The organism is Halomonas rhizosphaerae (assembly GCF_030012485.1).
In the GTDB taxonomy this organism is placed as follows: Bacteria; Pseudomonadota; Gammaproteobacteria; order Pseudomonadales; family Halomonadaceae; genus Halomonas; species Halomonas rhizosphaerae.
Genome location: NZ_JASCQQ010000003.1, coordinates 87836 through 110694, shown reverse-complemented (window position 1 = coordinate 110694; position 22859 = coordinate 87836). Strand labels below are relative to the sequence as shown.

22 protein-coding genes are annotated in these 22859 nt (G+C 66.6%); all 22 read left to right on the top strand.

Annotation, left to right across the window (positions count from 1 at the left end):
- The first annotated feature begins 14 nt into the window (after window positions 1-14).
- The 22 genes from QLQ86_RS00705 to QLQ86_RS00600 all read left to right on the top strand — a co-directional run bounded on the left by QLQ86_RS00705 (window position 15) and on the right by QLQ86_RS00600 (window position 22859).
- Window positions 15-686 (top strand): amino acid ABC transporter permease, encoded by a 672-nt coding sequence (locus QLQ86_RS00705; RefSeq protein WP_282733927.1) that lies wholly within the window; start codon window positions 15-17, stop codon window positions 684-686.
- Window positions 687-698: 12 nt separating this feature from the next.
- Window positions 699-1472, top strand: coding sequence for an amino acid ABC transporter ATP-binding protein (locus QLQ86_RS00700; protein WP_282733928.1), 774 nt, complete (start codon window positions 699-701; stop codon window positions 1470-1472).
- Between the two features lie 532 nt (window positions 1473-2004).
- The gene (gene mnmG / locus QLQ86_RS00695; protein WP_282815603.1) at window positions 2005-3909 is read left to right on the top strand and encodes a tRNA uridine-5-carboxymethylaminomethyl(34) synthesis enzyme MnmG; all 1905 of its coding nucleotides are present in this window, start codon (window positions 2005-2007) and stop codon (window positions 3907-3909) included.
- Window positions 3906-4562, top strand: a complete 657-nt coding sequence (rsmG, locus tag QLQ86_RS00690; protein WP_282733930.1) for a 16S rRNA (guanine(527)-N(7))-methyltransferase RsmG — start codon at window positions 3906-3908, stop codon at window positions 4560-4562. Before mnmG ends, rsmG begins: the two co-directional genes overlap by 4 nt.
- Before the next feature lie 37 nt (window positions 4563-4599).
- A complete protein-coding gene (locus tag QLQ86_RS00685) occupies window positions 4600-5370 on the top strand; it encodes a ParA family protein (RefSeq protein WP_282733931.1) in 771 nt (256 codons plus the stop codon).
- Between the two features lie 41 nt (window positions 5371-5411).
- A complete protein-coding gene (locus QLQ86_RS00680) occupies window positions 5412-6326 on the top strand; it encodes a ParB/RepB/Spo0J family partition protein (RefSeq protein WP_282733932.1) in 915 nt (304 codons plus the stop codon).
- 180 nt (window positions 6327-6506) lie between these two features.
- Window positions 6507-6890, top strand: a complete 384-nt coding sequence (locus QLQ86_RS00675; RefSeq protein WP_282815602.1) for an ATP synthase subunit I — start codon at window positions 6507-6509, stop codon at window positions 6888-6890.
- Window positions 6891-6914: 24 nt separating this feature from the next.
- On the top strand, window positions 6915-7739 hold the full coding sequence (gene atpB / locus QLQ86_RS00670) for a F0F1 ATP synthase subunit A (protein ID WP_282733934.1): 825 nt from the start codon (window positions 6915-6917) through the stop codon (window positions 7737-7739).
- A 63-nt stretch (window positions 7740-7802) separates the two neighbouring features.
- Window positions 7803-8030 carry a F0F1 ATP synthase subunit C gene (atpE, locus tag QLQ86_RS00665; protein ID WP_023006402.1) on the top strand — a complete coding sequence of 76 codons (228 nt, stop codon included), beginning with the start codon at window positions 7803-7805 and terminating at the stop codon, window positions 8028-8030.
- Window positions 8031-8105: 75 nt separating this feature from the next.
- A complete protein-coding gene (locus tag QLQ86_RS00660; RefSeq protein WP_106231173.1) occupies window positions 8106-8576 on the top strand; it encodes a F0F1 ATP synthase subunit B in 471 nt (156 codons plus the stop codon).
- An 11-nt stretch (window positions 8577-8587) separates the two neighbouring features.
- Window positions 8588-9124 carry a F0F1 ATP synthase subunit delta gene (locus QLQ86_RS00655; RefSeq protein WP_282733935.1) on the top strand — a complete coding sequence of 179 codons (537 nt, stop codon included), beginning with the start codon at window positions 8588-8590 and terminating at the stop codon, window positions 9122-9124.
- Window positions 9125-9140: 16 nt separating this feature from the next.
- Window positions 9141-10685 (top strand): F0F1 ATP synthase subunit alpha, encoded by a 1545-nt coding sequence (gene atpA / locus QLQ86_RS00650; RefSeq protein WP_282733936.1) that lies wholly within the window; start codon window positions 9141-9143, stop codon window positions 10683-10685.
- Between the two features lie 71 nt (window positions 10686-10756).
- Window positions 10757-11638 carry a F0F1 ATP synthase subunit gamma gene (gene atpG / locus QLQ86_RS00645; RefSeq protein WP_282733937.1) on the top strand — a complete coding sequence of 294 codons (882 nt, stop codon included), beginning with the start codon at window positions 10757-10759 and terminating at the stop codon, window positions 11636-11638.
- Between the two features lie 66 nt (window positions 11639-11704).
- Window positions 11705-13081 carry a F0F1 ATP synthase subunit beta gene (gene atpD, locus QLQ86_RS00640; RefSeq protein WP_282733938.1) on the top strand — a complete coding sequence of 459 codons (1377 nt, stop codon included), beginning with the start codon at window positions 11705-11707 and terminating at the stop codon, window positions 13079-13081.
- A gap of 25 nt (window positions 13082-13106) precedes the next feature.
- Window positions 13107-13535: a F0F1 ATP synthase subunit epsilon gene (locus tag QLQ86_RS00635; protein ID WP_089712490.1), complete on the top strand. Its 429-nt coding sequence runs from the start codon at window positions 13107-13109 to the stop codon at window positions 13533-13535.
- Between the two features lie 123 nt (window positions 13536-13658).
- On the top strand, window positions 13659-15035 hold the full coding sequence (gene mgtE, locus QLQ86_RS00630; protein ID WP_282815601.1) for a magnesium transporter: 1377 nt from the start codon (window positions 13659-13661) through the stop codon (window positions 15033-15035).
- 87 nt (window positions 15036-15122) lie between these two features.
- A complete protein-coding gene (locus QLQ86_RS00625; RefSeq protein WP_282815600.1) occupies window positions 15123-15932 on the top strand; it encodes an undecaprenyl-diphosphate phosphatase in 810 nt (269 codons plus the stop codon).
- Window positions 15929-17038 (top strand): FAD:protein FMN transferase, encoded by a 1110-nt coding sequence (locus QLQ86_RS00620; RefSeq protein WP_282733941.1) that lies wholly within the window; start codon window positions 15929-15931, stop codon window positions 17036-17038. The genes QLQ86_RS00625 and QLQ86_RS00620 overlap by 4 nt, the downstream gene beginning before the upstream one ends.
- 33 nt (window positions 17039-17071) lie before the next feature.
- Entirely contained in the window at window positions 17072-18439 is a 1368-nt protein-coding gene (gene glmU / locus QLQ86_RS00615; protein WP_282815678.1) for a bifunctional UDP-N-acetylglucosamine diphosphorylase/glucosamine-1-phosphate N-acetyltransferase GlmU, read from the top strand.
- Between the two features lie 11 nt (window positions 18440-18450).
- Window positions 18451-20286 (top strand): glutamine--fructose-6-phosphate transaminase (isomerizing), encoded by a 1836-nt coding sequence (glmS, locus tag QLQ86_RS00610; protein WP_282733942.1) that lies wholly within the window; start codon window positions 18451-18453, stop codon window positions 20284-20286.
- A gap of 41 nt (window positions 20287-20327) precedes the next feature.
- On the top strand, window positions 20328-21158 hold the full coding sequence (locus tag QLQ86_RS00605) for a DUF72 domain-containing protein (protein WP_282734013.1): 831 nt from the start codon (window positions 20328-20330) through the stop codon (window positions 21156-21158).
- A 360-nt stretch (window positions 21159-21518) separates the two neighbouring features.
- Window positions 21519-22859 (top strand): sodium-dependent transporter, encoded by a 1341-nt coding sequence (locus QLQ86_RS00600; RefSeq protein WP_282733943.1) that lies wholly within the window; start codon window positions 21519-21521, stop codon window positions 22857-22859.

The following is a 22859-nucleotide window of genomic DNA, read 5'->3' as shown; positions in this document are numbered from 1 at the left end:
GACGGAGAAACCTTGTGGACGTCACCTTCCAATTCGACTGGCAGGCGGCCTTTGCCTCCATTCCCTTCCTGCTCAAGGGCATTCCCTACACCCTGCTGATTTCCTTCGGCGGCCTGGCCATCGGGTTCCTGATCGGCATCCTCTTCGGGCTGCTCCGGATCAGCCCCATCACCTGGCTGCGCATCCCGGCCGTGGCCTACATCGAGATCTTCCGTGGCACCCCGGTCCTGGTCCAGGTGCTGTTCATCTTCTACGGTCTGCCGCAAATCCTCGGCGGACCGATCAATGCCCTGGTGGCCGGCATCGCCGCCATCGCCGTCAACTCCGGTGCCTACATCTCGGAAATCGTGCGCGGTGGCGTGCAGTCCATCGAGCGCGGCCAGCGTGAGGCGGGTCTGTCGCTCGGCCTGTCGCGACGCCAGACCTTCCGCTACATCATCTGGCCCCAGGCCTTCCGGCGCATGATTCCGGCGCTGGGTAACCAGGGCATCATCAGCATCAAGGACACCTCGCTGTTCTCGGTGATCGGGGTCGGCGAGCTGGTCCGCCAGGGCCAGGTCTACATCGCTACCACCTTCAACGCCCTGGAGGTCTACCTGATGGTCGCCCTGCTCTACCTGGTGATCACCCTGAGCCTCTCGTTTGCGCTGCGCCAGCTGGAGCGCAGGGGCCTGGTCGGACAATAAGGAAAGCGTGACATGAACCAAGACAAGTCCCCTTCCGGTGCCGACCCCATCGTGCGCCTGGACAAGGTCAACAAGTTCTTCGGCGACCTGCATGTGCTGAAGGACATCGATCTGGCGGTCTCGCCCGGGGAAGTGGTGGTAATCGTCGGCGCCAGCGGCTCGGGCAAGTCGACGTTGATCCGCTGCATCAATGGCCTCGAGGAGTTCCAGCAGGGCCATATCGAGGTCGATGGCAACGAGTTGCTGCCCCATGGCAAGGCCGGCCAGGCGCTGCAGAAGATCCGCACCGAGGTCGGCATGGTCTTCCAGCAGTTCAACCTTTTCCCGCACCTGAGCGTGCTCGACAACGTGACCCTGGCGCCCATGAAGGTACGTGGCTGGAGCCGTGCGGATGCCACCGAGACGGCCGAGCGACTGCTCGAGCGGGTGGGCATCAGCGACCAGGCCGCCAAGCATCCCGGACAGCTCTCCGGCGGTCAGCAGCAGCGTGTGGCCCTGGCCCGTGCCCTGGCCATGGAGCCGCGCCTGATGCTGTTCGATGAGCCGACCTCGGCGCTCGACCCGGAGATGATCGGCGAGGTCCTCGATGCCATGCGTGAGCTGGCGCGAGAGGGCATGACCATGATGATCGTGACCCACGAGATGGGCTTCGCCCGGGAGGTGGCCGACCGGGTGATCTTCATCCACCAGGGCGAGATCGCCGAGGAGGGGCCTCCCGGAGAGGTCCTGGATCATCCCCGCAACCAGCCGACCCAGCAGTTCCTGTCGAGGGTACTCAAGCACTGATCCCGCTCACGTGCACCCTCCCGGAAAGGCCCTGTCGTTATCGACAGGGCCTTTTTTTGCCTGTGGACAGAAATACCGAGTAACCGGGCTCTAACGGCCTGTACCCCCCGTCACCAGTGGCAATGGACGAATCAGGGCAGGTTGTTCACAGTCACGGTGACAAGCCGGGTAGCCGACGGTGGACAAGCGGTGAGCGAGTCTCGCTGTGGACAAGCGAGCTTTCCGTCCACAGGCTCCCGACACCTCGTCCGCAGGCAGTCACCCTCCTGTCCCGCCAGGAGTCAACACCTCAAGGCATTGAAAAAATTAAGGTTGATACGGTTATCCACCGAAAATGTCCACACCAGTAGTTACTACCACAACAGAACTTCTCTTTTATATTCTGTTTTATTGTTTAGCAGTGAAGAGATGACCATCGGCAGGGACAATCGGGGTGTGGAAAACCCTGACGATTACCCACAGGGGGGTTATACTGCCCCGCTGATTTCCACTCCTGACTGCAATATCGGCGCCATGCGCCAAGAGGTGACCCTTGGAGTATCCCGACCGCTTTGACGTCATCGTCATCGGCGGCGGCCATGCCGGAACCGAAGCCGCCCTGGCCTCGGCTCGCATGGGCTGCCGGACCCTGCTGCTGACTCACAACATCGAGACCCTCGGCCAGATGTCCTGCAATCCCGCCATCGGCGGGATCGGCAAGAGCCACCTGGTCAAGGAGATCGATGCCCTGGGCGGTGCCATGGGCCTGGCAACCGACCTGGGCGGCATTCAGTTCCGTGTGCTCAATGCCCGCAAGGGACCCGCGGTACGTGCCACCCGGGCCCAGGCCGACCGGGTCCGCTACAAGGCGGCGATTCGCAGCATGCTCGAGACTCAGGCCAACCTGACGCTCTTCCAGCAGGCAGCCGGCGACCTGATCGTCGAGGGCGATACCGTGCGCGGCGTGGTCACCGAGACCGGCATCCGCTTCCTGGCCGAGACCGTGGTGCTGTGCACCGGGACCTTCCTCGGCGGGGTGATCCATATCGGCCTCGACACCAGCCGTGGTGGCCGTGCCGGAGACCCGCCCTCCAATGCCCTGGCCGAGCGGCTGCGGGCGCTACCGTTCAGGGTCGACCGCCTGAAGACGGGAACGCCGCCGCGGCTCGATGCCAGGAGCGTCGATTTCTCCCGTCTCGAGGAGCAGCCCGGCGACAGCCCGACGCCGGTGATGTCCTACCTCGGCAACCGCGAGATGCATCCTCGGCAGGTAAGCTGCCATATCGCGCATACCAACGAGCGGACCCACGAGATCATCCTCGCCAACCTGGATCGTTCGCCGATGTACTCGGGGGTGATCGAAGGGGTCGGCCCACGCTACTGCCCGTCCATCGAGGACAAGGTGCATCGCTTTGCCGACAAGGCGAGCCACCAGGTGTTCATCGAGCCGGAAGGCCTCGATACCCACGAGCTCTACCCCAACGGCATCTCCACCTCGCTGCCCTTCGACGTGCAGTTGCAGGTGGTGCGCTCCATCGCGGGGCTGGAGAACGCTCATATCACCCGGCCGGGCTACGCCATCGAGTACGACTTCTTCGATCCCCGGGATCTGCGCCACTCGCTGGAAACGAAGTTTATCCACAACCTCTATTTCGCCGGTCAGATCAACGGCACCACCGGCTACGAGGAAGCGGGGGCCCAGGGGCTGCTGGCCGGCCTCAACGCCGCGCGGCGGGCCCGCGGGCAGGAGGCCTGGTCACCGCGGCGTGACGAGGCCTACCTGGGCGTGCTGGTCGATGACCTGATCACGCTGGGGACCAAGGAGCCCTACCGCATGTTCACCTCGCGGGCGGAATACCGCCTGCTGCTGCGCGAGGACAACGCCGACATGCGTCTCACCGAGACCGGTCGCGAACTGGGACTCGTGGACGATGCCCGCTGGTCAACCTTTGCCGCCAAGCGCGAGGCAGTCGAGCGCGAGAGCGCGCGCCTGCGGGCCAGCTGGGTGCAGCCGGGTACCCCCGCGGCCGCCCGGGTCGAGGCCAGGACCGGCACGGCGCTCGCGCGCGAATACAGCCTGATGGACCTGCTGCGGCGCCCGGAGCTTGCCTATGGCGATCTCGCCGACCTGCCCGGCATCGAGGGCCATGCGGTCGAGGACGAGGCGGTGGCCGACCAGGTGCAGATCCAGGCCAAGTACCAGGGCTACATCGATCGACAGCAGAACGAGATCGACAAGCTCAAGCGCCACGAGGCCACGCCGCTGCCGGCCGACCTCGACTACCAGCGCGTCGAGGGGCTCTCTAACGAGATCCGCCAGAAGCTCGAGGAGGCACGCCCCGAGACCCTGGCGCAGGCGGGACGCATCTCCGGCGTCACCCCGGCGGCGGTCTCGATCCTGCTGATCCACCTCAAGAAGCGGCGGCTGCTCGACGACAGCCGGGCGGCCAGCGCATGACGTCGGACGAGCAGATCGTCGAGGCGCGCCTCGATGGTGGACTGGCGGCACTGAACATCGGCGTGGATGACGAGCAGCGGCGTCGGCTGTTGGCGCTGGTGGGACTGTTGCACAAGTGGAACCGCGCCTATAACCTCACCGCGGTACGCACGCCGGAGGAGATGGTGACCCGCCACCTCCTCGACAGCGCCGCGGTGCTGCCCTTCGTCCGTGGCCCGGAACTGCTCGACGTGGGCTCGGGGCCGGGCCTGCCGGGACTGGTACTGGCGATCCTCGAGCCGAGTCTCTCGGTCACGCTGCTCGACAGCAACGGCAAGAAGGTACGCTTCCAGCGCCAGGCCGTGATGGAGCTGGGCCTCGGCAACGCCACGCCGGTACAGGCCAGGGTCGAAGCCTTCGAGCCCGTCGCCGGGGGCTATGCCCAGGTGATCTCGCGGGCCTTCTCCAGCCTGGGCGATTTCATCGCGCTGACCGCGCCCCTGGTGGCACCCGATGGCGAATGGCTGGCCATGAAGGGGCCCGCCGTGGATGATGAACTGGCCGGACTGCCCGAGGAGATCGCCGTGACGGCACGACACGACCTCGCGGTGCCCTACGAGGACGGCAGGCGGCAGCTCGTGGTCCTTCGGCACCGGGATGTGACCCAGGCCTGACCCAGAGGCGTCTGTTTCCCCAGCAAGGGAGTTGCCCGTGACCAAGATCATAGCCTTGACCAACCAGAAGGGCGGCGTGGGAAAGACCACCACCGCCGTCAACCTCGCCGCCAGCCTGGCCGCCCTGGACCGCCGCGTGCTGCTGGTCGACCTGGACCCCCAGGGACATGCCACCATGGGCAGTGGCGCCGACAAGCATGATCTGGATGGCAGCGTGCTCGACGTGGTGCTGGGCGAGAAGCGGCCCACCGAGGTGATCCTCGACTGCCCGCAGGCAGGCTATGCGCTGCTGCCCGGCAACGGCGACCTGACCGCCGCCGAGGTGGAACTGCTCGACGGGCATGAGGGGCGCGAGCGCTGCCTGGTCAAGGCCCTGGAGGAGGTGGCCGGCGAATATGACGTGGTGCTGATCGACTGCCCGCCGTCGCTGAACATGCTCACCGTCAATGCCCTGACCGCCGCCGACGGCGTGCTGATCCCGCTGCAGTGCGAATTCTATGCCCTGGAGGGCCTGTCCGCGCTGCTCGATACCGTGGAGCAGATCAAGGACAGCGTGAACCCCCAGATCGAGATCTACGGGATCCTGCGGACCATGTTCGATGCCCGCAACAGCCTCACCCGCGATGTCAGCAAGCAGCTGCGCGACTACTTCGGCGATGCGCTGCTCAAGACCACCATCCCGCGTAACGTGCGGGTCGCCGAGGCACCGAGCCACGGGCTGCCGGTGACCAAGTACGCCCGCTTCTCGCGGGGCAGCCAGGCCCATCGGGTGCTGGCCAAGGAACTGATCCGGCGCCTGTCGCTGTAGGCCGGCCGCCGAATACCGCTGGTAGTGATGAGGGAATGTCGATGACGCGTAAACGCGCCCTGGGACGTGGCCTGGATGCCCTGATCGGTGCCAATGCCCGCCGACGTGAAAGCCTGGACCTGCCCGAGGTCGATACGAGCGAGGCCACGCCGGCCGCGGAATCGCCGGAGAGCCCTGCCGAGGAGCGCCTCGAGCGGCTGCCGCTGGGGCAGCTCTCCCGCGGCAAGTATCAGCCGCGCCGTGACATCCAGCCCGAGGCCCTCGAGGAACTGGCCGATTCGATTCGCGCCCAGGGCGTGATGCAGCCCATCGTGGTCCGTCCCGTCGGCGAGGCGCGCTACGAGATCATCGCCGGCGAGCGTCGCTGGCGCGCCGCCCAGCTCGCCGAGCTCGACGTGATCCCCGCGGTGATCCGCGAGGTCAGTGACGAGGTCGCGCTGGCGCTGGCGCTGATCGAGAACATCCAGCGCGAGGACCTCAACCCCGTCGAGGAGGCGATGGCCCTCAAGCGGCTGCTCGAGGAGTTCGCCCTGACCCAGCAGCAGGTGGCCGATGCCGTGGGCCGCTCCCGTGCCCAGGTGGCCAACCTGCTGAGGCTGCTGACGCTGGACCCCGAGGTGCAGACCCTGCTCGAGCGCGGTGACCTGGACATGGGCCATGCCCGGGCGCTGCTGGCACTCTCCGGTGCCAAGCAACGCAAGGCCGCCCATGAGGTGGTCAACAAGGATCTCACCGTCCGCGACACCGAGGCGCTGGTCAAGCGCCTGGCCAGCGGGGAGCCCGCCAGGCAACGGCGCGAGGCGCCATCCGCGGACGTGGCCGGCCTCGAGACGCGGCTCGCCGAGGTGCTCGGGGCGCCCGTCAAGATCCAGCATGGGCGCGGGGGCAAGGGGCGGGTGACCATCCGCTATGCCAGCCTCGACGAGCTCGATGGCATCCTGGAGCATATCCGGTGAGACTCTCCATCATGGGCCGTCGTCCCCGCTGTCGACAATCCGTCCCCCTTTGGTCGAAGACGGATCCTATATCACCGGAATCGCCGTCGCTCTGGTTGAAGGGGCGGGGGGGGTTCCCTATAATCCGCCGTTGTTTGCCTGTGGGTCGGGGCCCTATGCAAGGGGCATGGCGAGTGGCACATGGCTAGCCTCCCGGCGATGAGACGGCGTCCGAACTATCGCCGACTGCTGCAGGCTCAGGGAGGCGTGGTCGTCGCCATGACGCTCCTCGGCCTGGTGGCAGGCGGGCAGAAGGCAGCCATCTCGGCAATGACCGGTGGGCTCGTCTGTCTTCTTCCCAATCTGTACTTCGTCTGGCGACTCGGCGTTCTGGGGGATGGCCGACAGGCAAGGCGCTTCGTGTCCAGCTTCTATCGGGCCGAAGCGGGCAAGCTCGGTTTGACGGTGGCACTGTTCGCCCTGGTCTTCGCGTCAGTACCCCCCTCAAACCTGGCTTTTTTCTTTGGCGCATACGTGGCGGTCCACTTCATGCACTGGCTGGCTCCCTGGCTGCTGCGTGGATGACCGACCCCAACGAGAGGCAGATCCATGGCTGGCAACAACCCCTCGCCGACCGAGTATATTCAGCACCACCTGCAGAATCTGACCTTCGGCTATCACCCCGAGAACGGCTGGTCGATGGCGCACTCCGCCGCCGAGGCCCAGGAAATGGGCTTCTGGGCCCTTCATCTGGACACCATGGGCTGGTCCATCGCCATGGGCGTGCTGTTCATCTGGCTGTTCCGCAAGGCCGGCAAGGTGGCGACCACCGGGGTGCCGGGCACCCTGCAGAATATCGTCGAGATGGTCTTCGAGTTCGTCGAGAATACCGTCCACGGTGCCTTCCATGGCCGCAACCCGGTCATTGCCCCGCTGGCGCTGACGCTGTTCGTCTGGATCTTCCTGATGAACCTGCTCAAGCTGATCCCGGTGGACTACGTGCCCGAGATCTTCCTGCGCCTCGGCGTCGACTACATGAAGATGGTGCCCACCACCGATCCCAATGCCACCCTGGGCATGGCCCTCGGGGTCTTCCTGCTGATCATCTACTACAGTCTCAAGGTCAAGGGCGTGGGTGGCTTCGCCAAGGAACTCTCGCTCACGCCGTTCAACCACTGGGCGCTGGTGCCCTTCAACCTGCTGCTCGAGGTCATCGGCCTGCTGGTCAAGCCGCTGGGTCTCGGCCTGCGTCTCTTCGGCAACATGTTCGCCGGCGAGGTGATCTTCATCCTCATCGCCCTGCTGCCGTTCTGGGTGATGTGGACGCTGAACGTGCCCTGGGCGATCTTCCATATCCTGGTCATCAGCCTCCAGGCCTTCATCTTCACCGTGCTGTCCGTCGTCTACCTGAGCCAGGCGCACGAACATCACTGAAACGCGCAACACTTGATCAACCCCCAACCTTGAACCTCAACTCGAGAAACTAGGAGCACCACCATGGAACTCGTCTACATTGCTGCCTCCCTCATGATCGGTCTGGGCGCCCTCGGCACCGGCATCGGCTTCGCCATCCTCGGCGGCAAGCTGCTGGAATCCACCGCGCGCCAGCCGGAACTGGGTGACCAGCTGCAGACCAAGACCTTCCTGATGGCCGGCCTGCTGGACGCCGTGCCGATGATCGGTGTCGGTATCGCGATGTACCTGATCTTCGTCGTCGCCGGTTAACGTGCCGCATACCGGGCGCCCTGCGCTCGGTTTGCCTGTTTCCGGTCGCCACGAACCAGTCAGAGGTACATCCCTGTGAATATCAACATGACGCTTATCGGGCAGACGATCGCCTTCGCGATCTTTGTCTGGTTCTGCATAAAGTTTGTGTGGCCGCCGATCAGCAACGCGCTCCACGAACGGCAGCGCAAGATCGCCGATGGCCTCGATGCGGCCAGCCGGGCTTCACGCGACCTCGAGCTCGCCCAGGAGAAGGCGGATGCCACCCTGCGCGAGAGCAAGGAGCAGGCTTCCCAGATCCTCGAGCAGGCCAACAAGCGCTCCTCGCAGATGATCGAGGAGGCCCGCGAGCAGGCCCGCGCCGAAGGTGAGCGCATCGTGGCTTCCGCGCGTGCCGAGATCGACCAGGAAGTCCAGCGTGCCAAGGATGAACTGCGCGCCCAGGTATCGCACCTAGCGGTCTCCGGGGCCGAGCGGGTTCTTGAAGCCTCCGTCGACGAGAAGGCACATCGCAAGCTGCTCGACAAGCTTGCGGCCGAACTGTGAGGAGGTGACCCATGGCGGAACTGTCTACCGTCGCACGACCCTATGCCAAGGCAGCGTTCGACTATGCCCGTGACCAGCAGGCACTGGATGCCTGGTCCGGCTGGCTGGTCACGCTGGGTCGCGTCGTCGCCGTGCGTGATGTCGAGAAGCTTCTGACCCATCCGGGCCTGACCGCCGAGCGCAAGGTGGCCCTGCTGCTGGAGCTGGCGGAAGTCGACATCGACGAGGCGTCGCGTCGCTTCCTCGACACCCTGGGCGAGAAGGGCCGCCTGCCGGCCCTGCCGGCCATCGCCGCACAGTTCGAGCGGCTGCGCGCCGAGCTCGAGAAACGCGTCGATGTCACCGTGGTCTCGGCCTTCCCGCTCGACGACAAGCAGCAGAACAAGCTCGCCGGTGCGCTCAAGAAGCGCCTGAATCGCGAAATCTCCATTACCACTCAGGTGGACTCCGCGCTTCTCGGTGGCGTCATCCTGCGTGCCGGCGACACCGTCATCGACGGGTCGGTACGCGGTCGACTGACGCGCCTCTCCGAAGCCCTTACCGCCTGAGTCTGAGGGACATGGCATGCAGCAACTGAATCCTTCCGAGATCAGCGACATCATCAAGCAGCGTATCGAGAAGCTGGATGTCGCATCCGAAGCCCGCAATCAGGGCACCATCGTCAGCGTCTCCGACGGCATCGTGAAAGTGCACGGCCTCGAGGACGCGATGTTCGGTGAAATGATCGAGTTCCCCGGCAGCATCTTCGGTATGGTGCTCAACCTCGAGCGCGACTCCGTGGGCGCCGTGGTGCTGGGCGACTACCTGCAGCTCGAAGAGGGCATGACCGCCCAGTGTACCGGCCGTATCCTTGAGGTGCCGGTGGGCCCCGAGCTGGTCGGCCGCGTGGTCGATGCCCTGGGCAACCCCATCGATGGCAAGGGCGACATCAACGCCAAGATGACCGATGCGGTGGAGAAGGTCGCCCCCGGCGTCATCACCCGCCAGTCGGTCGACCAGCCGGTGCAGACGGGCCTCAAGTCCATCGACGCCATGGTGCCGATCGGCCGCGGCCAGCGTGAGCTGATTATCGGCGACCGCCAGATCGGCAAGTCGGCCATCGCCATCGATGCCATCATCAACCAGAAAGGCAAGGGCATCACCTGCGTCTATGTGGCCATCGGCCAGAAGCAGTCGACCATTGCCAACGTGGTGCGCAAGCTCGAGGAGCATGGCGCGATGGAACATACCATCGTGGTCGCTGCCGGCGCCGCCGACCCGGCCCCGATGCAGTTCCTCGCGGCCTACTCCGGCTGCACCATGGGCGAGTACTTCCGCGACCGCGGTGAAGACGCGCTGATCGTCTACGATGACCTCTCCAAGCAGGCCGTGGCCTATCGCCAGGTCTCCCTGCTGCTGCGTCGTCCGCCGGGCCGAGAGGCCTACCCAGGCGACGTCTTCTATCTCCACTCCCGCCTGCTCGAGCGTGCCGCTCGCGTGAACGCCGACTACGTCGAGAAGTTCACCAATGGCGAGGTGACGGGCAAGACCGGCTCGTTGACGGCCCTGCCGATCATCGAGACCCAGGGCGGTGACGTCTCGGCCTTCGTGCCGACCAACGTGATCTCCATCACCGACGGTCAGATCTTCCTCGAGACCGACCTGTTCAACTCGGGCATCCGCCCGGCGATCAACGCCGGTCTCTCGGTGTCCCGTGTCGGCGGTTCGGCCCAGACCAAGATCATCAAGAAGCTCGGCGGCAGCGTGCGTCTGGCCCTGGCCCAGTACCGCGAGCTGGCGGCCTTCGCCCAGTTCGCCTCCGATCTGGACGAGGCCACCCGCAAGCAGCTGGAGCATGGTCAGCGCGTCACCGAGCTGATGAAGCAGAACCAGTACTCGCCGATGTCCGTGGCCGAGATGGCCCTCTCCCTGTATGCCGCCAACGAGGGCTACCTGGATGAGGTCGAGGTCAACAAGGTGCTGGACTTCGAGCGTGCCCTGCGCGACTTCATGAAGGCCGAACACGCCGAGCTGCTCGACAAGATCAACCAGACCGGCGACTACAGCAGCGAGATCCAGGAAGGGCTGAAAGAGGGTCTCGACAAGTTCAAGGCCACTCAGAGCTGGTAATCCCGTTGGCCCGCCCCGCGTGCGGGGCGGGCCCTGGAGCTTTCTGAGTGCCACGAACGGAGTAGATCGCTATGGCAGCTGCAAAAGAGATACGCACCCAGATCGGGAGCATCAAGAACACGCAGAAGATCACCAGCGCCATGGAAATGGTCGCGGCGTCGAAGATGCGCAAGGCCCAGGACCTGATGAAGGCCAGCCAGCCCTATGCGCGTCAGATCCGCAACGTGGTCTCGCATGTCGCCGATGCCAACCCGGAGTACCGCCACCCCTGGATGGTCGAGCGCGACGCCAAGCGGGTCGGCTACATCGTGGTGTCCACCGACCGTGGCCTGTGCGGCGGCCTGAACGTGAACCTGTTCAAGGCCGTGGTCACGGATGCCAAGGCATGGCGCGACCAGGGGGCGGAGCTCGACTTCTGTGCCCTGGGCAGCAAGGCCGGCACCTTCTTCAAGAGCTACGGGGGCAACCTCGTCGCGGCGAAGAGCGGCCTGGGCGAGTCACCCGAGGTCGAGGACCTGATCGGCAGCGTGAAGGTGATGCTGGATGCCTATGACGAGGGCCAGCTGGACCGGCTGTACGTGGTGTACAACGAGTTCATCAACACCATGACCCAGAAGCCGGTCGTCCGTCAGCTGTTGCCGCTGTCGCCCGACATGGGTGCGGAATCGCACGACGAAGAAGATAAGCGTCCCGGTAGCTGGGACTACCTGTATGAGCCGGATGCCAAGGCGCTGCTGGATAGCCTGCTGGTGCGTTTCATCGAATCGCAGGTCTATCAGGCGGTGGTCGAGAACGGGGCCTGCGAGCAGGCCGCGCGGATGATCGCCATGAAGAGTGCCACCGACAACGCCGGCAACCTGATCGACGACCTGGAGATGGTCTACAACAAGGCCCGTCAGGCGGCCATTACCCAGGAAATCTCCGAGATCGTCGGTGGTGCCGCCGCCGTATAGCGCCAGGGGAGGCCATGGCCCTCCCGGCATGCAGGTTTCATTTTCAGGTATTTGAGAGGAACCAAGATGAGCGGACGTATCGTACAAATCATCGGCGCGGTGATTGACGTAGAGTTTCCGCGGGACGATGTGCCCAAGGTCTACGACGCGCTGAAGGTCTCGGATGTCGAGACCATTCTGGAGACCCAGCAGCAGCTGGGCGACGGCGTGGTGCGCACCATCGCCATGGGCTCCACCGAGGGGCTCAAGCGCGGCATGGACGTCACCAACACCGGTGCAGCCATCTCCGTGCCGGTGGGCAAGGAGACGCTGGGCCGCATCATGAACGTGCTCGGCGAGCCCATCGACGAGGCGGGCGAGATCGGCGAGCAGGAGCGCATGCCGATCCACCGCAAGGCACCGGGCTATGCCGACCAGGCGGCCTCCAACGAGCTGCTCGAGACCGGCATCAAGGTCATCGACCTGGTCTGCCCGTTCGCCAAGGGTGGCAAGGTCGGCCTGTTCGGCGGCGCCGGCGTGGGCAAGACCGTCAACATGATGGAGCTGATCCGCAACATCGCCACCGAGCACAGCGGCTACTCGGTCTTCGCGGGTGTCGGCGAGCGTACCCGTGAGGGTAACGACTTCTACCACGAGATGACCGAGTCCAACGTCATCGACAAGGTGTCGCTGGTCTACGGCCAGATGAACGAGCCGCCCGGCAACCGCCTGCGTGTGGCCCTGACCGGCCTGACCATCGCCGAGAAGTTCCGCGATGAAGGCCGCGACGTGCTGCTGTTCGTCGACAACATCTACCGCTATACCCTGGCCGGTACCGAGGTCTCCGCCCTGCTGGGCCGGATGCCCTCCGCGGTGGGCTACCAGCCGACCCTGGCCGAGGAGATGGGTGTGCTCCAGGAGCGCATCACCTCCACCAAGACCGGCTCGATCACCTCCGTGCAGGCCGTCTACGTGCCCGCGGACGACCTGACCGACCCGTCGCCGGCGACTACCTTCTCGCACCTGGATGCCACCGTGGTGCTGGCGCGCTCGATCGCCGAGCTGGGGATCTATCCGGCGATCGATCCGCTGGACTCCACCTCGCGTCAGCTCGACCCGCTGGTCGTCGGCGAGGAGCACTACAACACCGCCCGCGGCGTGCAGAACGTGCTGCAGCGCTACAAGGAGCTCAAGGACATCATCGCGATCCTGGGCATGGACGAGCTGTCCGACGAGGACAAGCTGGCCGTGTACCGGGCGCGCAAGATCCAGCGCTTCCTGTCGCAGCCGTTCTTCGTGGCCGAGGTGTTCACCGGCTCGCCCGGCAAGTACGTGTCCCTGAAGGACACCATCCGCGGCTTCCAGGGCATCCTCGACGGCGAGTACGACGAGCTGCCGGAGCAGGCCTTCTACATGGTCGGCACCATCGACGAGGCCGTCGAGAAAGCCAACCAGATGAAGTAATCCCGTCTACCTGGGAGACGTCGTCATGACGAAAAGCTTCAAGTGCGAGATCGTCAGCGCCGAAGAAGGGATCTTCTCCGGCCAGATCGAGCGCATCATCGCCACCGGGCGCATGGGCGAGCTGGGGATCCTCCCCGGCCACGCTCCGCTGCTGACCGAGCTCAAGCCGGGTCCGGTGCGCGTGCTTCATGATGGCGGCCAGGAGGAGAACTACTACGTCTCGGGAGGCTTCCTGGAAGTCCAGCCGGACGTGGTGACCATCCTGGCCGACGCGGCCACCCGCGCCCATGACCTCGATGAGGCGGCGGCCGAAGAGGCACGCCAGCATGCGCTGAAGAACCTGAACGACAAGTCCGCCGAGCTGGACTACACCCGGGCATCGGCCGAACTGGCCGAGGCCGTGGCCCAGCTGCGCACGATCCAGCAACTGCGCAAGAAGGCCGGCAAGGGCTGATCCCGCCTCGTGCCGTCGACCGCGCCCCCCGAACCCAGCGTCCGGGGGGCGTTGTCGTCTCTGGCCGGCGCCCGACCCTGCCCCGCTTCCGGCTGACGACACGGCGCGCACAGGAGGATAGCCATGTCCCTCGATGACACCCTCAAACCGCATCGTGCGGCGCTGCTGGCCGCCCTGGAGGAAGAGGACGCCGAGCGGCTCGGCGTGCTGCTACGTGAGCTGCGTTCGGCGGACATCGGCGAGATCGTCGAGGACGCCCTGGGCGAGGACGAGGAGGGCCTGCCGGTGGCCCTGTCCCTGCTCGACGGCCTGCCCCTCGAGCGTCGCGCCAATGTGCTGGGTTACCTGCCCGGCGAGGAGCAGCTGGCCGTCGCCGAGGCGATGGAGGACAAGGCGCTGCTGCTGTTGCTCGAGGAGATGGGATCCGACGAGCGTACCGACCTGTTCAAGGTGCTGGACGAGGATCGTCGCGAGGCACTGCTGCGGCGCATGGCCCACCGCGAGCGGGAGGAGCTCAAGCGGCTGGCGAGCTACGAGGAGGGCACCGCCGGCGCGATCATGACCGCGGACTACGTGGCCATCCCGACCGGGATGACCGTCTCCCGTGCGCTGATGCGGGTGCGACAGACGGCCCCGGATGCCGAGACGGTCTACCAGCTCTATATCGTCGACCCCGAGGGGCGCCTGGCCGGCACCCTGTCACTGCGCCAGCTGATGGTGGCGCGCCCCGGGGCCCTGATCGACGACCTGATGATCAAGGACGTGATCAGCGCCGGCGTGGACGAGGCCCAGGAGGAGGTGGCGCGGACCGTCGCCCGCTACGACCTGCTGGCCCTGCCGGTGGTCGACGCCGAGCGGCGCCTGGTGGGCATCGTCACCCATGACGACGCCATGGACGTGGTCGAGTCCGAGGCCACCGAGGATATCCACAAGGGGATGTCCATCGGCGCGCTGGAGGACGGGGTCAGCCGGGTGCCGCTGTGGAGCCTCTACCGCAAGCGGGTCACCTGGCTGGTACTGCTGGTGTTCGGCAACCTCTTCTCCGGGGCCGGCATCGCCTATTTCGAGGAGACCATCGCCGCCCAGGTGGCACTGGTCTTCTTCCTGCCGCTACTGATCGGCAGCGGTGGCAACGCCGGCGCCCAGGCCGCCACCCTGATGGTGCGCGGCATGGCCACCGGCGACGTGGGCGTCAAAGACTGGGGCAAGCTGCTGGGACGCGAGCTGCTGGTGGCGGGCTCCCTGGGGCTGACCATGGCGCTGGCCGTGGCCCCCATCGGGGTGCTCCGCGGTGGCGAGGCGGTGGCGATGGTGGTGGCGGTGAGCATGATCTGCATCGTGCTGTTCGGCAGCCTGCTGGGCATGTGCCTGCCCTTCGTGCTCGACCGCCTGGGCTGGGACCCGGCCACCGCCTCGGCGCCGCTGGTGACCACCGTGATCGATGCCTCGGGGGTGGTGATCTACTTCGGCTTCGCCACCGTCATGCTCTCGGGGCTGTGACCCCCTGACGGCGGACAGCCGGGCCGCGGATGTGTATCCTCTGTTTCCGCCGAGGTGCCGGCGCCTTCCACCCACACGGACCGTTACATGGACTGGCTACAGATCGTTGTCCTCTCGATCGTTCAGGGATTGACCGAGTTCCTGCCGATCTCCAGCTCTGCCCACCTGATCCTGGTGCCGGTCTTCACCGACTGGTACGACCAGGGCCTGGTCTTCGACGTCGCCCTGCACATCGGCAGCCTGAGTGCGGTGGTACTCTACTTCCGCCATGAGCTGGTCGGCATGACCGTCAGCTGGTGTCGCAGCGTGGCGGGAAAGGGCTGTGACGAGGACGCGCGACTGGCCTGGTGGGTGATCCTCGCCACCATCCCTGTGGGGCTCGCGGGGCTGGCCTTCCAGGACGCCATCGAGGGAATCATGCGCTCGCCGCTGGTCATCGCCGGCGGCCTGATCGGTTTCGGCCTGCTGCTCGCCTACGCCGACTGGCGCCGTCGCGGAACACGCAACGAGTACCAGCTGAGCTGGCAGGATGCCCTCTGGATCGGGCTGGCCCAGGCCCTGGCGCTGATTCCCGGCACCTCTCGTTCCGGCATCACCATGACCGCTGGGCTGCTGCTGGGCCTGAACCGGGAGGGCGCGGCGCGCTTCTCCTTCCTGCTGTCGATCCCGGTGATCGTGCTGGCCGGCGGCCTGGAGATCGTCGGGCTCGCCGGCTCCGCCGGGCCGGTGGACTGGGGCGCCCTGATCATGGGAGCGCTGCTCTCGGGCCTCAGTGCCTATCTCTGCATTCATTTCTTCCTGGTCTTCATCAAGCGCATCGGCATGCAGCCCTTCGTGGTCTACCGCCTGGTGCTGGGTGTTGCCCTGATCTGGCTATTCGGAGGTTCCCCGTCATGAGCGTGTGGCGTCCCCTGTGGCTGCTCCTGTTGATCATTCCGCTGGCGGGCTGTTCCGAACGCGACCGCCCGCTGGACTCCCCGGTGACCCTCGAGGGAGAGACCTTCGGCACCTTCTACCAGGTGACCATCGCTGATTCCCTGACGCGCCGGGAGGCCGACGAGCTCGAAGAGGGGATCCTCACCGAACTCGAGGCGGTGGATGCGGCCATGTCCACCTGGCGCGAGGATTCCGAGCTCATGGCCTTCAATGAGGCCCCGCTGGGCGAGTGGCAGCCGCTCTCCGACGAGCTGGTCGAGGTGCTGGCCATCGGCCAGTCGGTGGCCGAGGCCAGCGACGGGGCCTTCGACATGACCATCGGCGGGCTGGTCAACCTGTGGAGCTTTGGCCCCGAGGCGCGTCCCCGGGAAGTGCCGAGTGAGGCCACCCTGGCCGCACGACTGGCCGAGATCGGCCCCGACAGCCTGGAGGTCGACGATCAGGCGTTCCAGGCCAGGCGCCTGCGCGATGTCTTCGTCGACCTCTCCGGCGTGGCCAAGGGGCATGCCACCGACCGGGTGGCGGCTTACCTGACCCGGCAGGAGCTCGACCACTACCTGGTCAACCTGGGCGGCGAGGTCAAGGTGGCCGGCCATCGCGACACCGAGTCCGCGCCCTGGCGCATCGGCATCGAGATCCCCCGGGATGGCCCCCAGGAGGCCCAGCATGTGCTGCCCCTGGAGGACATCGCGGTGGCCACCTCGGGCGACTATCGCAACTACTTCGAGCACGACGGCCAGCGCTATTCCCACACCCTGGACCCGCGCACCGGGCGCCCCATCGACCATCGCCTGGCCTCGGTGACCGTCGTCCACCCCTCCGATGCCTGGGCCGACGCCTGGGCCACCGCCCTGCTGGTGCTTGGCGAGGAAGCGGGCATGGCGCTGGCCCGGGAGCGGGAACTCGCGGTGCTGATGCTGGTGCGCCAGGGCGAGGGCTGGGCGAGCCTCGCCAGCCCGGCCTTTTTGGATCACTTCGGCCGCGAGGCCGTCGATGAACTCGGCGCGACCGTGGTCGATGGACCGGCATCCGGCATGGCGGCGGAGGCGGGACGCCCCCTAGAATAGACGGGATGAGATGAACCAGGACAAGGAGTCATGATGACGCTCGACGTGGTGATACTGGCAGCGGGGCAGGGAACCCGCATGCGCTCGACCCGGCCCAAGGTGCTCCACCGCCTGGCCGGCAAGCCGATGGTGCGTCACGTGATCGACACCGCCCGGGGGCTCGAGGCCGAGCGTACCCATGTGGTGGTCGGGCACGGGGCCGAGCAGGTCCGCGAGGCGCTGGCCGACTGCCGGGTGCACTACGCCCTGCAGGCTGAGCAGAAGGGCACCGGCCATGCGGTGGCCCAGACCCTGGAGGCGCTCGGCGAGGGTCGGGTGCTGGTGCTCTACGGCGACGTGCCGCTGATCCGCCGCGAGACCCTGGTCGAGCTGCTGGCCCACGTCGATGAGCGGCACCTGGGCCTGCTCACCGTGACCCTGGAGGACCCCGCGGGCTACGGACGCATCCTGCGCAACGCCGCCGGTGAGGTGGTGGCCATCGTCGAGCACAAGGATGCCTCCGAGACCGAGCGGGCCGTTCGCGAGTGCAATACCGGCATCATGGCCATGACCGCCGCCCAGCTGCGGCGCTGGCTGCCGCGCCTCTCCGCCGACAACGCCCAGGGCGAGTACTACCTGACCGACATCATCGCCATGGCCGCCGCCGAGGGCGTGAGCATCGCCACCGCCCAGCCGGCGCGACCGCTGGAGGTCGAGGGCGTCAACAATCGCGCCCAGATGGCCCGTCTGGAGCGCGCCCACCAGCACGACATCGCCGAGCGACTGATGGAGCAGGGAGTGGCCCTCGCCGACCCGTCGCGCCTCGATGTGCGCGGCCGCCTGACCTGCGGCCATGACGTGGAGATCGACGTGGGCTGCGTCTTCGAGGGCGAGGTGGAACTGGGCGAGGGGGTGCACATCGGGCCCCACTGCGTGATCCGCGACAGCCATGTCGGCGCCGAGAGCGTGATCGAATCCCACAGCGTCCTCGACGGGGCGGTGGTGGCCGGCCGCAATCGCATCGGCCCCTTCGCCCGGCTGCGCCCCGGCTCGCGGCTGGCGGTGGGGGCCCGGGTCGGCAACTTCGTCGAGACCAAGAACGTCGAGGTGGGCGAGGGCAGCAAGATCAACCACCTCAGCTATGTGGGCGACGCCCGGCTCGGGCACGACGTCAACATCGGCGCCGGGACCATCACCTGCAACTACGATGGCGTCAACAAGCACCTCACCCAGATCGGTGACGAGGCCTTCATCGGCTCTAACACGGCGCTGGTGGCGCCGGTCAGTGTCGGCAAGGGCGCCACCGTGGGGGCCGGGTCGACCATCAGCAAGGATGTCGCCGACAACGCCCTGGCCGTCTCCCGGGGCCGCCAGGTCAGCAAGGCCGACTGGCCGCGTCCCGCCAAGCGCCAGGAACCCTGAGGAGAGGTCATATGTGTGGAATCGTCGGTGCGGTTGCCGAACGCAACGTTCAGGGGATCCTGCTGGAGGGGCTCAAGCGCCTGGAATACCGCGGCTATGACTCCGCCGGGATGGCGGTGCTCGACCCGGAGGGGCGCCTGCAGCGGCGGCGCGCCCTGGGCAAGGTGGCGGCCCTGGAGGAGCGCCTGGTCGCCGAGCCGCTGCCGGGGCACAGCGGGATCGCCCATACGCGCTGGGCGACCCATGGCCGCCCCAGCGAGGTGAATGCCCATCCGCACCAGTCCGGCGAGCGCCTGGCGGTGGTGCACAACGGCATCATCGAGAACCACGAGGCCCTGCGCCGTGAGCTCGAGGCCGAGGGCTATGCCTTCACCTCCGAGACCGACACCGAGGTGATCGCCCACCTGCTGGAGCGGGAGAGCCGCGAGGCCGGTGACCTGCTTACCGCCGTGCGGCGGGTACTGGCCCGGCTGGACGGTGCCTATGCACTGGGGGTGATCCATGCCGAGGAACCCGATGTCGTCATCGGCGCCCGCAAGGGCAGCCCGCTGGTGGTGGGGGTGGGCATCGGCGAGGCCTTCCTGGCCTCCGACCCCCTGGCCCTGCTGCAGGTCACCGACCGCTTCATCTACCTCCAGGAGGGCGATGCGGTGCGCCTCGCCGCCGGCGGGCGCATCGAGGTGTTCGATGCCCGGGGCATGCCGGTCGAGCGCGAGGTGCAGACCTTCGAGCATGGCGACGGGGCGGCCAGCAAGGGCGACTATCGCCACTTCATGCTCAAGGAGATCCACGAGCAGCCGATGGTGATCGCGGCCGCCCTGGAGGGGCGCCTGGGCGAGCGCTCGGTGCTGGTGGAGAGCTTCGGCCCCGAGGCCGAGGCCCTCTTCCGGCAGGTCAGACAGATCCATATCGTCGCCTGCGGCACCAGCTACCATGCCGGCATGGTGGCCCGCTACTGGCTCGAGCGCTATGCCGGGGTGCCGGTGCAGGTGGAGGTCGCCTCGGAGTATCGCTATCGCCAGGTGGTGGTGCCCGAGGGGACTCTCTTCGTGACGCTCTCGCAGTCCGGCGAGACCGCCGATACCCTGGCGGCACTGCGCTTCGCGCGGGAGCGCGGCTATCTCGCCAGCCTGGCGATCTGCAACGTGCCGGGCAGCTCGCTGGTGCGCGAGTCGGACCTGACCCTGATGACCCAGGCCGGGCCCGAGATCGGCGTGGCCTCCACCAAGGCCTTCACCACCCAGCTTACCGCCCTGATGCTGCTGACCCTGGCGCTGGGCCGGGTACGAGGCCTGGCCGAGGCCGAGCAGGCAAGCCTGGTCCAGGGGCTGCGTGAACTGCCCGGCCTGGTGGCACGGGTACTGGAGCTGGACCCGGCCATCGAGCGGCTCTCCATGGCCTTCGCCGAGAAGCACCACGCCCTCTTCCTGGGCCGCGGCGCCCACTTTCCCATCGCCCTGGAGGGTGCGCTCAAGCTCAAGGAGATCTCCTATATCCACGCCGAGGCCTACCCGGCGGGCGAGCTCAAGCACGGTCCGCTGGCGCTGGTCGACAGCGAGATGCCGGTCGTTTCCGTGGCGCCCAACGACGAGCTCCTCGACAAGCTCAAGTCCAACCTCCAGGAGGTGCGCGCCCGCGGCGGCGAGCTCTTCGTCTTCGCTGATGAGCAGGTGGGGCTGAACGAGGAGGAGCACGTGCACGTGCTGCGCCTGCCCCATGTGCACGAGGCGCTGGCGCCGATCCTCTATACGCTGCCGCTGCAGCTGCTCAGCTACCACGTGGCAGTGCTCAAGGGTACCGACGTGGACCAGCCGCGCAACCTGGCCAAGTCCGTCACCGTGGAGTGAGCCCGCTGGATGCCCTGCCGCGCCTGAACTTGGGCCTGCCCATGTGGGCCAATCCCGACTGGCGCGGCGGGCTCTATCCGCCCCATGGCGGCAGCGAGGGCTGGCTCGCCGACTACGCGCGGGTGTTCGCCACCGTGGAGGGCAACACCACCTTCTACAGCGGCGCACCGCGGGAGGCGACGGTGGCGACCTGGGCCCGCCAGGCGCCACCGGGCTTTCGCTTCTGCTTCAAGCTGCCGGCGAGCCTGACCCACGAGCGGCGTCTCGCCGGCATCGAGGCCGACCTCGATGCCTTCCTCGAGGCGCTCTCTCCGCTGCATGACCGGCTCGGCCCGATGATGGTCCAGTTGCCCCGGGACTTCGGTCCCGACGAGCTGCCCCGGCTGGAACATCTGCTGGCACGCTGGCCGGCAGGGATTCCCTGTGCGGTGGAAGTGCGCCACAGGGAATTTTTCCACAAGGGGAGGGCCGAGAAGGCCCTCAACGGAATGTTGATAACTTACGGCGCGAACCGCGTGATGCTCGACGTGCGCCCGCTCTTCGCCACTGCCCCCGGCGCGCATCCGGGACTCCAGCACGCCCAGGCCGAGAAGCCGAGAGTCCCATTACACGTGCTTTCCACGGGAGACTGCCCGCTGGTGCGCTTCATCGGCCACCTGGACAGCGACCTCAACGAGCGCTGTTTCACGCCCTGGATCGAACGTCTCATCCTGTGGATAAATCAGGGGAAAACCCCTTACCTGATGGTGCACACCCCGGACAACCACGGGGCGCCGGAACTGGCGCGCCGCCTGCATTCCCGGCTTTGTGAACGCTGTTCGCTACCTCCCCTCGAGGCCTTCGCCGGCGAGCGCCAGACGACGCTCTTCTAGTCGCACTTCGGGCTCTCGCTCTACGCCCAAAGGGGGAGGCAATAATCTTGCCGCCGCGACTGGCCATCGAGCGTTTGATCGGATAGTTTTATGGGCCGGTGTGCCAATACCCATGGATATTGACTGGATCCTGCGCATAACCCGCGTGGATCTTGCGAGTATCGGGCACCCGGGCATCTCCCGTTCCCTGCCGCACCGGCCCGGGACGCGCGAGACGCGACACGGCAGCGATCCTGCCTGGATCCTGTCATGCTCTGGACGGCGTCGTGTGAACCATGGCGCCCTGGACGTGGCAATGACAAGCACAAGCCGTCATCGCGCCCGACCGGCCGTTGGCGACACGTACACTCAGGGTGAAACATGTCGAAACTCTCCCACGCACAGTGGTCATCGAAGATGGCCTTCATTCTGGCTGCCACCGGTTCGGCGGTGGGGCTGGGCAATATCTGGCGCTTTTCCTACATGGTGGGTGACAGCGGGGGCGCAGCCTTCGTGCTCATCTACCTGGCCTGTGTGGCCCTGGTGGGGCTGCCGATCCTGGTGGCGGAATGGCTGATCGGCCGCCGTGGCCAGGAAAACCCGATCAACTCCATGGTCGACCTGGCCCGCAAGAATGGCCGACTGCCTGCCTGGGCGCTGGTCGGGGCCAGCGGGGTGCTGGCCGCCTTCCTGATCCTCTCCTTCTACAGCGTGATCGGTGGCTGGTCGCTCTCCTATACCCTAGGGTCGGTGACCGGCGCCTTTACCGGCCAGGATGCCGATGGCGTCAGCGCGATCTTCACCGGTTTGCTGGGCAACCCGCTGGCCCTGACCCTGTGGCATACCGCCTTCATGGCGCTGGTGGTCTGGATCGTGGCGCGAGGCGTCACCAAGGGCCTGGAGGGCGCCGTGCGCACCCTGATGCCGGCACTGGTGGTGCTGATGCTGGTGCTGGTGGGCTACGGCATGACCACCGGTCATTTCGGCGAGGCGCTGGCCTTCATGTTTAGCCCCGACTGGGGGGCGGTCACCGGCGAGGTGGTGCTGGCGGCCATGGGCCAGGCCTTCTTCACCCTGTCGCTGGGCATGGGCATCATGATGGCCTATGGCTCCTACCTGGGTGAGGACGTCAACCTGATCGGCACGGCCCGGACGGTGATCATCCTGGATACCGCCATCGCCCTGCTGGCGGGCCTGGCCATCTTCCCCATCGTCTTCGCCAACGGTCTGAGCCCGGGCGAGGGGCCCGGCCTGATCTTCGTCACCCTGCCGCTGGCCTTCGGCAACATGACCGGTGGCATGATCCTCGGCCTGATGTTCTTCCTGCTGCTGACCTTCGCCGCACTGACCTCGGCGATCTCGCTGCTGGAGCCGGTGGTGGAGCTGATGGAGGAGCGCACCCCGCTCTCCCGCGTGTCGGCCACCCTGGTCGGCGGCGTGGCGGTCTGGGCGCTGGGCATCGCGGCGCTGATGTCGTTCAACGTCTGGGACGACTTCCTGATCCTGGGCCTGAACGTCTTCGACCTGCTGGATACCTTCACCAGCAAGTTCCTGCTGCCGCTGACCGGCCTGGGGGCCATCCTGTTCGTGGCCTGGCGGCTGGACCGCGACAGCGTGGCGGCCGAGCTGAACCTCTCCGGCGGGCAGGCGACGCTGTGGCATCTGGTGTCCCGCTTCGTGGCACCGGTCGGCGTGATCCTGGTCTTCGTCTCGAGCCTCTGA

What these genes read in the sequence shown, in the direction of transcription:
- QLQ86_RS00700 (WP_282733928.1), top strand. Translation starts at nt 699, where the DNA reads ATGAACCAAGACAAGTCCCCTTCCGGTGCCGACCCCATCGTGCGCCTG.
- rsmG (WP_282733930.1), top strand. Translation starts at nt 3,906, where the DNA reads ATGACGTCGGACGAGCAGATCGTCGAGGCGCGCCTCGATGGTGGACTG.
- QLQ86_RS00680 (WP_282733932.1), top strand. Translation starts at nt 5,412, where the DNA reads ATGACGCGTAAACGCGCCCTGGGACGTGGCCTGGATGCCCTGATCGGT.
- QLQ86_RS00675 (WP_282815602.1), top strand. Translation starts at nt 6,507, where the DNA reads ATGGCTAGCCTCCCGGCGATGAGACGGCGTCCGAACTATCGCCGACTG.
- atpB (WP_282733934.1), top strand. Translation starts at nt 6,915, where the DNA reads ATGGCTGGCAACAACCCCTCGCCGACCGAGTATATTCAGCACCACCTG.
- atpE (WP_023006402.1), top strand. Translation starts at nt 7,803, where the DNA reads ATGGAACTCGTCTACATTGCTGCCTCCCTCATGATCGGTCTGGGCGCC.
- QLQ86_RS00655 (WP_282733935.1), top strand. Translation starts at nt 8,588, where the DNA reads ATGGCGGAACTGTCTACCGTCGCACGACCCTATGCCAAGGCAGCGTTC.
- atpA (WP_282733936.1), top strand. Translation starts at nt 9,141, where the DNA reads ATGCAGCAACTGAATCCTTCCGAGATCAGCGACATCATCAAGCAGCGT.
- atpG (WP_282733937.1), top strand. Translation starts at nt 10,757, where the DNA reads ATGGCAGCTGCAAAAGAGATACGCACCCAGATCGGGAGCATCAAGAAC.
- atpD (WP_282733938.1), top strand. Translation starts at nt 11,705, where the DNA reads ATGAGCGGACGTATCGTACAAATCATCGGCGCGGTGATTGACGTAGAG.
- QLQ86_RS00635 (WP_089712490.1), top strand. Translation starts at nt 13,107, where the DNA reads ATGACGAAAAGCTTCAAGTGCGAGATCGTCAGCGCCGAAGAAGGGATC.
- mgtE (WP_282815601.1), top strand. Translation starts at nt 13,659, where the DNA reads ATGTCCCTCGATGACACCCTCAAACCGCATCGTGCGGCGCTGCTGGCC.
- QLQ86_RS00625 (WP_282815600.1), top strand. Translation starts at nt 15,123, where the DNA reads ATGGACTGGCTACAGATCGTTGTCCTCTCGATCGTTCAGGGATTGACC.
- QLQ86_RS00620 (WP_282733941.1), top strand. Translation starts at nt 15,929, where the DNA reads ATGAGCGTGTGGCGTCCCCTGTGGCTGCTCCTGTTGATCATTCCGCTG.
- glmU (WP_282815678.1), top strand. Translation starts at nt 17,072, where the DNA reads ATGACGCTCGACGTGGTGATACTGGCAGCGGGGCAGGGAACCCGCATG.
- glmS (WP_282733942.1), top strand. Translation starts at nt 18,451, where the DNA reads ATGTGTGGAATCGTCGGTGCGGTTGCCGAACGCAACGTTCAGGGGATC.
- QLQ86_RS00605 (WP_282734013.1), top strand. Translation starts at nt 20,328, where the DNA reads ATGTGGGCCAATCCCGACTGGCGCGGCGGGCTCTATCCGCCCCATGGC.
- QLQ86_RS00600 (WP_282733943.1), top strand. Translation starts at nt 21,519, where the DNA reads ATGTCGAAACTCTCCCACGCACAGTGGTCATCGAAGATGGCCTTCATT.